This window comes from Caballeronia sp. (assembly GCF_028292365.1).
Classification (GTDB): domain Bacteria; phylum Pseudomonadota; class Gammaproteobacteria; order Burkholderiales; family Burkholderiaceae; genus Caballeronia.
On sequence record NZ_JAQGMM010000138.1, the window covers coordinates 1 to 10,192 of the forward strand.

General features: G+C 59.3%; 11 protein-coding genes and 1 pseudogene. 7 read left to right on the forward strand and 5 right to left on the reverse strand.

The features are described from left to right. Window positions 1-578: exonuclease subunit SbcD (gene sbcD, locus JWR14_RS08460; RefSeq protein ID WP_299704417.1), on the reverse strand; the 578-nt coding region annotated here is incomplete at its 3' end. Window positions 579-814: 236 nt separating this feature from the next. Here sbcD and JWR14_RS08465 point away from each other — a divergent pair. The 4 genes from JWR14_RS08465 (at window position 815) to JWR14_RS08480 (ending at window position 4,996) form a co-directional block, all read left to right on the forward strand. Beyond that, window positions 815-1,012, forward strand: coding sequence for a hypothetical protein (locus tag JWR14_RS08465; protein WP_299704420.1), 198 nt, complete (start codon window positions 815-817; stop codon window positions 1,010-1,012). Between the two features lie 12 nt (window positions 1,013-1,024). Beyond that, window positions 1,025-2,407 (forward strand): ATP-dependent RNA helicase DbpA, encoded by a 1,383-nt coding sequence (gene dbpA / locus JWR14_RS08470; protein ID WP_031361009.1) that lies wholly within the window; start codon window positions 1,025-1,027, stop codon window positions 2,405-2,407. A gap of 164 nt (window positions 2,408-2,571) precedes the next feature. Then, on the forward strand, window positions 2,572-3,120 hold the full coding sequence (locus tag JWR14_RS08475) for a lipocalin family protein (RefSeq protein WP_299704447.1): 549 nt from the start codon (window positions 2,572-2,574) through the stop codon (window positions 3,118-3,120). A 124-nt stretch (window positions 3,121-3,244) separates the two neighbouring features. Next, window positions 3,245-4,996: a tetratricopeptide repeat protein gene (locus JWR14_RS08480; protein ID WP_299704428.1), complete on the forward strand. Its 1,752-nt coding sequence runs from the start codon at window positions 3,245-3,247 to the stop codon at window positions 4,994-4,996. A gap of 73 nt (window positions 4,997-5,069) precedes the next feature. Here JWR14_RS08480 and JWR14_RS08485 read toward each other — a convergent pair whose 3' ends face one another. The 3 genes from JWR14_RS08485 to JWR14_RS08495 all read right to left on the reverse strand — a co-directional run bounded on the left by JWR14_RS08485 (window position 5,070) and on the right by JWR14_RS08495 (window position 7,826). Then, window positions 5,070-6,434: an MFS transporter gene (locus tag JWR14_RS08485; RefSeq protein ID WP_299704431.1), complete on the reverse strand. Its 1,365-nt coding sequence runs from the start codon at window positions 6,432-6,434 to the stop codon at window positions 5,070-5,072. 122 nt (window positions 6,435-6,556) lie between these two features. Continuing rightward, on the reverse strand, window positions 6,557-7,489 hold the full coding sequence (locus tag JWR14_RS08490; protein WP_299704434.1) for a 2-hydroxyacid dehydrogenase: 933 nt from the start codon (window positions 7,487-7,489) through the stop codon (window positions 6,557-6,559). A gap of 157 nt (window positions 7,490-7,646) precedes the next feature. Continuing rightward, entirely contained in the window at window positions 7,647-7,826 is a 180-nt protein-coding gene (locus JWR14_RS08495; RefSeq protein WP_299704437.1) for a hypothetical protein, read from the reverse strand. A gap of 266 nt (window positions 7,827-8,092) precedes the next feature. On the opposite strand from JWR14_RS08495, the gene JWR14_RS08500 reads away from it, so the two are divergent. After that, window positions 8,093-8,413 carry a DUF4148 domain-containing protein gene (locus tag JWR14_RS08500; RefSeq protein WP_299704439.1) on the forward strand — a complete coding sequence of 107 codons (321 nt, stop codon included), beginning with the start codon at window positions 8,093-8,095 and terminating at the stop codon, window positions 8,411-8,413. Window positions 8,414-8,724: 311 nt separating this feature from the next. After that, window positions 8,725-8,895 (forward strand): hypothetical protein, encoded by a 171-nt coding sequence (locus tag JWR14_RS08505; RefSeq protein WP_299704442.1) that lies wholly within the window; start codon window positions 8,725-8,727, stop codon window positions 8,893-8,895. Between the two features lie 702 nt (window positions 8,896-9,597). Here the strand turns inward: JWR14_RS08505 and JWR14_RS08510 are convergent. Beyond that, on the reverse strand, window positions 9,598-9,774 hold the full coding sequence (locus tag JWR14_RS08510) for a hypothetical protein (protein WP_299704445.1): 177 nt from the start codon (window positions 9,772-9,774) through the stop codon (window positions 9,598-9,600). Window positions 9,775-10,031: 257 nt separating this feature from the next. Between JWR14_RS08510 and JWR14_RS08515 the strand changes: the two are divergent. Then, window positions 10,032-10,192, forward strand: a pseudogene (locus tag JWR14_RS08515) (MarR family transcriptional regulator); the annotation flags it as partial.

Sequence of the window (10,192 nt, forward strand, 5' to 3'; positions counted from 1 at the left end):
GTCGTCAAATGACCGGTCGCGATGATCGGCAAATGCACGCCAAGCTCCAGGCGCTTTTGTTCCGCCAGCGCAAAGAGCGCCTGATAGTGCGCGTGAATCGCGTCTTGTAGCGACTCCTGTTTCTCGCGCGCGCTCTGTCCCGCGATGCTCTGCAACACATCGCGTGGACGGATGAACGGGATGGCGCAGACAATCGCGCCAGGCTTGCCGTCGCGGGTGTTAAGCACACGCACCTGTTCGTTCGGATCGTCCTGCACCGAGGGAATGACAACCGTATTCAACGCCGTCAGCAAATGGCGTGACTCTTCGAGCACGGCGACGGAATCATGATTACCCGCCAGCAACGTCAAGCCGACACCTGCGTCGCGCAGCGCCAGAATCAGCGAGTAATACATCTCGCGGGCGTAGCTGGGCGGTGCGCCGGTATCGAAGATATCGCCGGCTATCAGCACCGAATCGACCGCGTGCATCCCCGTTTGCTCGACCAGCCACGCAATCAGCTTTTGATGTTCAGCCTGGCGTGAATGCCCAAGAAAGTACTGGCCAAGGTGCCAGTCCGAGGTGTGCAGGATTCGCATCGGGGAGTAGGGTTGAAGGCGTTGCCGCGCATCGTTTTAGTGGCTGCCAGTTTAGCCGATCGACTCCACCCGAACGCGCGAAGAGGACGGCAAGGCCTGGGAAAATGCTGCAAAACGAGGCAATTGCGCCGTGTACGCGTACACTTCGGCTTCTAATTGCGCGTAAAACAGCGCGCGCCGGCCTTGGCCGATGCCCTTTTCTCGCCGCAACCCCATCAATTACGCTCAAATCAATCATGTTTATCTGCCGAAACCAGCCGTGCGGCGCCGAATGGCAACTCGCCGACGTGCTCATCAAGAACGAAGGCCAGGGCCTGATGTTCCGCTGCCCCATGTGCGGCGCGCGCAACAAAGTGCTGCGCCACGACGCGCCCGACGGCACGATCACCTACGAGCAGGACAATTCGGTCCCGCCGAAACCTGCCGCCAGGTAACAACATAAGCTCATGACGACCCCAACTTCATTCAGCGCACTGCCGCTTTCGCCGGCCATGCTGGCGAACCTCGAACAACTCGGTTATCTGACGATGACCCCAATCCAGGCCGCCAGCCTGCCGATCGCGCTCGCAGGCCACGATCTCATCGCGCAGGCGAAGACGGGTAGCGGCAAGACGGCCGCGTTCGCGTTGCCGCTGCTCGCGAAAATCGATCCGCGGCTTTTCTCCGTTCAGGCACTCGTGCTGTGCCCGACGCGCGAACTCGCCGACCAGGTCACGCAGGAAATCCGCCGCATCGCGCGCGCGGAGGACAACATCAAGATCCTGACGCTGTGCGGCGGTTCGCCGATGCGTCCGCAGATCGCAAGTCTAGAACATGGCTGCCATATTGCCGTGGGAACGCCGGGCCGGATCATGGATCACCTTGAACGCGGCACGCTGCCGTTGACCGCGCTCAAGACGCTGGTCCTCGATGAAGCCGACCGTATGCTCGACATGGGTTTCTTCGATGACATCGTCGCGGTCGTCAAGCAATGTCCGAAGGATCGTCAGACGTTGTTGTTTTCCGCGACGTATCCGGAGGGCATCGCGAAACTGAGTCAGCAATTCCTGCGCAAGCCGCAGGAAGTCAAGCTCACCGAGCAGCATACGAATTCGAAGATCAAACAGCGCTTCTACGAAGTTCACGACAACGAACGCTTGCACGCAGTCGGCCAGTTGCTGGATCACTATCAGCCGGTCAGCACGCTCGCGTTCTGCAACACGAAACAGCAGTGCCGCGACTTGCTCGACGTTCTGGTCGCGCAAGGTTTTAACGCACTCGCGCTGCATGGTGAACTCGAACAACGCGAACGCGATCAGGTGCTCGTGCAGTTCGCCAATCGCAGTTGCTCGGTGCTGGTCGCGACCGATGTCGCCGCGCGCGGGTTGGACATCACGCAACTGGAAGCGGTGATCAACGTCGATGTCACGCAGGATCCCGAGATCCACGTGCATCGAATTGGCCGCACTGGCCGCGCGGATCAGGAAGGCTGGGCGCTGAGCCTCGCGAGCATGAATGAGATGGCGCGCGTGAGTTCGATCGAACAAGCGCAGAAGAAGGAAGTGGAGTGGCACAAGCTGAGTGAACTGACGCCGGCGACGCCGGGTCATCTTCAACCGCCCATGGCCACGCTGCAGATCCTCGGCGGCCGCAAGGAAAAGATTCGTCCCGGCGATGTCTTGGGCGCGCTGACGGGTGACGCGGGTTTCGAAGGCTCGCAGATCGGCAAGATCAACGTGACGGACATGGTCACGTACGTGGCGGTTGCGCGCGATATTGCGGATCAGGCGGTCAAGAAGTTGTCGGCAGGAAAGGTGAAGGGCAAGAAGGTGAAGGTGCGGCGCATTTAAGTTGAATCTAAGTTGAAGCGCCGGGCCTGCAATTTGCACCCATGAATCGATGAAACCAGTCAGGGCGGATATGCGTATGCATTCATATCCGCCCTTAATCGATACCTTGGTGCCCCATGTCCCGCTATTCGCGCGTTGTTGTCGTTGTTTTGTTCACGCTGCTAATGGGCGCATGTATGTCGTCCCCTCCAAACCCCAATCCGCGCGCGAATGTGGAGCCCAAGCTCGCATCCGTTGATCTGCCGCGTTATATGGGACGCTGGTACATCGTCGCGAACATTCCGTATTTCGCCGAAGACGATTTCGTTGGCAGTTACGCGCAATGGAAACTTCGCGATGACGGCAAAATCGACGATTCGTATTACGCGCATAAGGGCTCATTCGACGCCCCGCTCAAGCATTATCAATTCACCGATTCCATTGTTCCCGGAACGAATAACGCCGAATGGAGCGTGCGCATTTTCTGGCCGATCTACGCGAGCCAGCAAACGCTTTATGTCGACGATGACTTTCAATACACGATCCTCGGTTATCCGGGCAAGAAGCTAGGCTGGATCTTCGCGCGCTCGCCGGACATGGGCGACGCGAAATATCGCGAACTGCTCGGCCGCCTGGACGAAATGGGTTACGACACCTCGCGATTCCGTCGCGTGCCGCAGACGCCGGAACAAATCGGCAAGCCTGGCTTCCATTCACCCGGCGATAAAGACTGATGCCCCCGATCAGCGAAACTCATAACCTCAACGCGAGAAACAAGGGATAGGAGCAATCCGATAGTCGGAGGGGAGGGCAGCGCATAGCATCGAGAGGTTATCCACTTTGATGAATACGCCCGCCATGAATCAACTTTCCGAACCGCTCGCCGTTGCTTTAGAACACCATCAGGCTGGCCATATGGCCGAAGCGGAAAGTGGTTATCGCGCGATTCTCAAAGAACATCCTGATCACGTCGATGCACTGCATTACCTCGGTGTGTTGCTGCATCAACGTGGCGATAACGAAGACGCGGCGAAGTTGCTGGATCGTGCGCTTGGCCTTGCCCTGGACGGGTCCGCGTGCTTGAGCAATCGCGGGCTCGTGGCGGCGGCGCTGGGCGATCTTCCCCATGCCGTGGCGTGCTACGAGCGCGCCCTCGCCATCAATCCGGCGTTTTCCAACGCACGCAACAACCTTGGCACAGCGCTACAAAAGCAGGGCCGATTCGACGAAGCCATCGAACAGTATGAGACGTTGCTTGCTCAAGATCCCGATTTCATCGATGCCCGTTTGAACCTCGGCTCCACGCTCGCTGCCGCGAAGCGCCACGAACAGGCGTTGGGCACATACCGCGACGTGCTTCGCCGCAATCCTGACAGCTTCGAAGCCCATTTCGGCGGAGGCAATGCGCTGCGCGAACTGAAACGATTCGACGAAGCGGTGGCGAGCTTGCATCGGGCGCTTGCTTTGAAACCAGACCACTTCGAGGCCAACGTGAATCTCGGCACGACGCTGGGGCTGTTTGGGAAATTCGTTGAGGCGGAGGCGCAATATCGCAGGGCGTTGACCTTGCGCGACGATCCACAGATTCATGTTTGCGTGGGTGCGGCTATCGGCTCGCAAGGTCGTTTTGAGGAGGAGGAACCGTACTACCGGCACGCGTTGACATTGGCTCCCGGTCACGCCGACGCGCTGCACAATCTCGCGCTGCTGCAGTTACGGCGCGGCAACTTCAAGGAAGGCTGGGCACTGCACGAAGTGCGCTGGCGCTCGAGCAAGTACAAGCCCATGAATGTTCCAGGCGTGCCGGAATGGCGCGGGGAATCGCTGCAAGGCAAGACGCTGTTGGTCGCTGGCGAGCAAGGACACGGCGACATGATGCAGTTCGCGCGCTACGTGAAGGTGCTTGAACAGATGGGCGCGACCGTCGACATGTGGGTGCCGGAGAACATCGTGGAACTGATCCAGAGCGTGCGCGGCGTGCGTCGGGCGCTGCCCATTGGTTCGACAAAAGGTTACGACTACTGGACGCCTTCGATGAGCGTGCCGCATCGCGTGGCGCATCTTGTTCCGGGTGTTATCGCCGACACGCCTTATATGAGCGTAAGTGCTGAACGGATCGGATCGTGGCCGGCGCGCGTGAAAAAACTGGCGGGCGCTCGCAGAAAGATTGGCATCGTGTGGGCGGGCAGTCCGACGTTCGGCAATGATCAATTCCGTTCGATGCCGTTCGCCGCGTGGTCGCCGTTCGCGGAGGTGGCGAATACCGAGTGGTTCTCGCTGCAGAAGGGCGCGGCTCGCGATCAGCTTTCGCAGCCCGGTTGCGCGTTGAAACCCCACGATCTGACGGACGACATCCACGATTTCGCCGATACCGCCGCGCTGATCGAGCAACTCGATCTGGTGATAACGGTGGATACATCGGTGGCTCACCTGGCTGGGGCGCTTGGCAAGCCCGTGTGGATATTCCTGCCGGCGAATTACGACTGGCGCTGGATGCTGGATCGTGACGACAGCGTGTGGTATCCGGGCGCGCGTTTGTTCAAGCAGACCACGCTCGGAGACTGGACCGAGCCGGTGGCGCGGGCGAAAGCGGCGTTGGTGGCGGGGTGAATATTTTCCGCCGGCCGACGTGGCGGACGGTTGCCCGACTTAAGAGCAACCGCTTCTTGCGGATCAAACTCTTCTACTTCTCCGCTGTCTGCATCGCTTCTACGGGTTTATCGCGGGTAATCAGCCGCAAGCCGCTTGCAATACTTGCGACGCCCGCGAATCCCGCACCAATCGCCAATGCCAGCGCCGGACCGTGATGCCCCGCAATACCAAAGCTCAGCGCGACTAACGCCGCCCCTGTCGCCTGGCCAATCAGCCGAGCGGTTGCTACCACGCCGCTCGCGCCACCGCTACGCTCGCGCGGCGCACTCGCCATGAGCGCCTTCAGATTGGGCGATTGGAAGAACCCAAAACCCGCGCCGCATATGGCCATGCGGATACAAATATCGAGTGCATGGGGATGAGCCGGCAATAACGCCAGCGACGCCATGCCCGCGCACATGACTGCGAGGCCGATGCCGCCCAGCAACCCCGGTTGGTATCGATCCGATAAACGACCGGCGACCGGCGCCAGCAGCGCTACCATCACCGACCACGGCGTCATCAGGAAGCCGGTCTCCACCTGACTGCGCCCGAGCACACTTTCGAAATAAAACGGCAGCGAGACGAACGCCAGCCCTTGCGCGGCGAACGAGCAGACGGCGGTCGCTGTCGACAACGCGAACATCGGACGTTTGAAGAGATCGACGGGAAGCATCGGCGCCGGATGACCACGTTCCCGATGCAGCATCAGCCCGCCCGCCACTGCCGTCACCGCGAGCGCAATCAGCACAATATGCGTGGGCGCGCGCTGCGCCGCTTCGCCCAGCGCGAACACCAGCGCGGCGAACGTGACCACGTTCAGTCCTGCCGCCACCCGGTCGAAACCATGCGTGGCGCGTGGTGTTTGCGGCAACGCCGTCCAGCCGATAGCCAGCGCCACCAGTCCAATTGGCACGTTCACCGCGAACAGCCACGGCCAAGGTCCGAGCGAGAGCACGATGGATGCGACCGTCGGTCCGACCGCGAACGAGATGCCCACCACCAGCGCGTTCAGCCCAAACCCTCGCCCAAGCCTGTGATGCGGATAGATCGCCCCGATCAGCGCCGTGTTCACGCTCATGATTGCGCTCGCGCCAATACCCTGCAGCAGCCGCGCCGCGGTGAGTGACGGCAGCGACCACGACAGCGCGCACGTCAGCGATGCCACGAGAAACAGGATCAACCCGCCCAGATAGATCTTCCTGTGCCCGACAATACCGCCCAGCGCCGCGAACGGCAGCAGCGTGGCGACCATCGCGAGTTGATACGCGTTGATGATCCAGACGGACGCGGCGGGGGTCGCGTGGAGATCGGCGGCGATTGCGGGGAGCGCAGTGTTCGCGATGGCGGTATCGAGCGTGGCGAGCGAAACGGCGAGCAAGATTGCCGCCATGCCGCGACGCTGGAGCGCGGTCATGGGACCGTCGGCGAGGAGAGTGGTCTGGTCTGACACAGTTTTTTAGGATTGGACGTGATCGGCAATAGTCCGACACGATACGGGATCGCGGCGAACCTCGCCGGGCGCCCTCACGGGAGCTTTCAAACAGGTGTCAATACTGCCTCGCCGGTGAAGTGCCGTGTGGCGTTATCGACGAACATCTGGACCGATGCTGCGACCGCCTCCGGCGAGCGCCCGCCCACGTGGGGCGTCAGCACGACGCGATCGGAGTCTGTCAGCAGCGCGGGCGGTGTGGGCTCGCCTTCGTAGACATCGAGTCCCGCGCCGGCTATCACGCCGCGTTCGAGCGCGTCCGCCAATGCGGCGGTATCCACAACGCTGCCGCGCGACACGTTCACCACGTAGCCATTTGAGCCGAGTGCGGCGAGCACGCCGGCGTTGATCAGATGTCGGGTCGATGCGCCGCCCGGCGTGGCGACCACGAGGTAATCGGCCCATTCGGCGAGTGCGATCACGGAGTCGAAGTACGTATATGCCGAGTCCGGTTGTGGCCGGCGATTGTGATAACCGATCTCGATATCGAATCCCAGCGCTCTCTTTGCCACCTTCCCGCCGATATTGCCAAGCCCGATCACGCCTAGCTTCTTGCCCGAAAAGTTCGGCTGGAAGGGCAGGTCGTCACGCCACACGCCCGCGCGGCATGCGCGGTCCAGCACGGGGATCTGGCGGACAACACTGAGCAGCAGCGCGAAGGCGTGATCGGCGACGCAGTTGTCGTTGGTACCCGCGCCGTTCACGACGGTGATGCCGCGCGCCTGGGCCGCGTCGCGTGCGATGTTTTCGTAGCCCGCGCCCAACGCGCCAATCAGTTCTAGGTTTGGCAGTTTCGCGATGGAAGCTGCATTGATGCCAATGGTGCCGTTTGTCAGGACAGCGCGGATTTCGTCGGCATGGTCATCCAGGGCTTTATCGAGCGCCGCTTGGTCTAGCGCTGTAATGGCGTTGAAGGCATTCGCGATGGTGGTTTGGTTTTCAGGACGAAGCGGGACCACGACAAGGATGGTTGGGAGCATGAGCGCGCGAGGGTTGAAGGAGCGAAGCGCCAAGTTTCGCATTTTTTTAAGATAGCGATGGGGCGTCCCGCGGGCGTTCAAAACGTTCAGGATGTCGCGCCCGAACCCGAAACGGCGAGTTCATTGACTGCGCCGCGATAGCCTACGTCCAAAACTACTACCTTCCCCGCCAGCAGCAACCCCCACCGCCAAACCCAATCCCCACACCAACCGTCGGCGCCGCGTAATACGCCGGCGCATAGGCGTATCCATACCCTGGTGCATATCCATAAGGCGGGGCGACGATGCACCCCGAAAGCCCAGCTGCAAGTCCCAAGACGAGAAAGAGCCTGACCATGATTTTTCTCCCTGTTGCAGCTTGGAGAGATCGACCCGGGCCATCGTTCGGCCTGGAATTGTGTCGCTCGTCGCGCATTGATTTCGGAAAATTACAGGGGGGCCGAATCAGGAATCTGTCGCCAAACAACCTTAGGGTTTCTACCTAAAACAACAATAATCTCTTGCGCTCATCGCGCTTAATTTTCAGAAACGGCTTACCTACACTACATCCATAGAACGCGAACAAGGTCGTTCGCGACAAAACAAGATTCGGAGGTAGGTATCATGAAGTCGCTCATTCAAGCCGTTGTAGTTGCCGCAGTGCTCGCCATCCCGGCTGTTTCGTTTGCTCAGTCGAGCCAGCAACCATTGACGCGTGCAGAAGTGAAGGCACAGTTGATCCAGATTGAGAAGGCCGGCTACAACCCGGCAACAGCGAACGATTACGACTATCCGGCCAACATTCAAGCGGCAGAAGCACGCGTAGCGGCCCAAAACGCCGGTGCCAGCAGCTACGGTGGCGTGGCTAATGGATCGACGGATTCCGGGACCCCTGTCCAGTCGTCATTTGGCGATAACGTCCACTCGGTGTACATGGGCCATTAATCAGATTAACTACCGGACGGCCGGCGACTGAACGAATGTGAGCCGCAGGCCAGCGTATCGCTAACAAGCAGAATGCTTGCGCAGCAGATTTTAGAAAAAACTGAATTTGAACCTTCTCCAACGGGTTTTATCCGGTGGACTTGCCCAGCAGCGCTTCTGTCTGGGCTTTTTTGCGTACTTCGCGTATTGCGAAGATACATAAAAGGCAAGCTCCGAACATCCCGCAAAGACAGCATTTACACGGGAAGATTCGCATTTCAAAATGCGTGACCTAAAATGTAAGCGGGCTGTAGCGTATTGAGGAGGCGGCCATGACTGAGTCGATGATCGGTTTTGTGGTGGGCCTTGCGGTCCTGATAGTCATAGCTGCCGTATTGGGCCGTCGGTATCGACGCGAGCACCCAGAAGACGGCAGCGGACGGGTACGTATGCGTGAGTGGCTCGATACGCACCACATGAGCTGGATGCACCACAAGCATTAATGCGTCGCGAAAAAACAAAAAGCCCACTCGCAACATGCGAGTGGGCAAAGAAGACGTAGGCGACGCATCCTCATGGCGCGGATCCAGAAGTGCAGGAAGGCGCGGTGTGGCTCGTTCTTGGCTCAGATTCGGCAGGCGGCTTCACCGCTCGCGGACGTCGCCGTCCGTCGACCTCTGCTTTTCCATATGCGATAGCAAACCGGCAGGCGTCGTCCGCTTCGGTGAAGTGGCCTAGTACGCCCGATGCCCAGCGCGCGCCGTTTGGCTTGGTGACAATGACCATCGACGCAAAACTGCCGCGCTCACCTGCTGCAAGGGGCACCAAAACATGATCGTTATAGTTGAGTGGAATGGCGTGCATCCGGTCTCCTCGTTAAACGATATTTTCGATTGGTGATTTTCTCGTATCGGGGTAAACGTGGTTGTTAGTAATTGAAAAAAACAGAAACAGCGCGTGCAAAAAGGTCAGCACGCGCTGGGCAAGGCTGTGAACGTGGGCTTCTGGTCCCGACGAGTCTATGCGCGCCCTAAAATACAATGCTTGCGGGGAATAACTCTGTGACAGCAATCCTTCATTACCGGCCATGAAGCCGGTAATGCTTTCACGAAGTGTTGTTTGGAATATTTTTATCGCGAAAGAGACGGATTGCGTGGAGTTATTGCGCCAACTTTGAAAAGCCCATCATTATCGGTGGTTCGATTTCACGCCGCCGAATCTTCCGCCGTCATTTCATAGACCGGATGCATATTGGCGCCATCAGACCATTCACGCTGATAACGCCATTTGCCATCGCCGAGCATGTAGCGCCATGCAACCGGCATCTGCAACGCTTGCTCCGCAGGCGACAACCATTCGCTCATATCTTCACGTTGTCCCATGATTCGCTCCCGGTTGCCGTATGCAACATCCTAGGACGGGACCACGTGCCGATATGCGCGCTTGCGCTCACATCGCGATTATCTGGCCGATTGAATCGCGCTCGGCGCGTAATCGCAGCTTGGAAAGAGGCGCTTGATCTTGGCGCGGTGGTTACCAGATTGGTCGCGGGACCGGTGGTGCTTGCGACGAGATTTCCTGTTATCCAAGTAAGAAGTTTAACTTTGTAGTTTGACTTCGTATCTGCTAAGGTTCGGACATGAACACGAACGACGAAACGCAACACACCGATCCCGAAGTCGCGCACGCGCATGCTGTCGCGGGGGAATTGCGCGTGGTACTTGGCAAGCTGAAGCGGCGGTTACGCGAAGAGGCAAGTTTGGGAGAGTTCACTTTGTCCCAGATGTCAGCCCTTAGCCG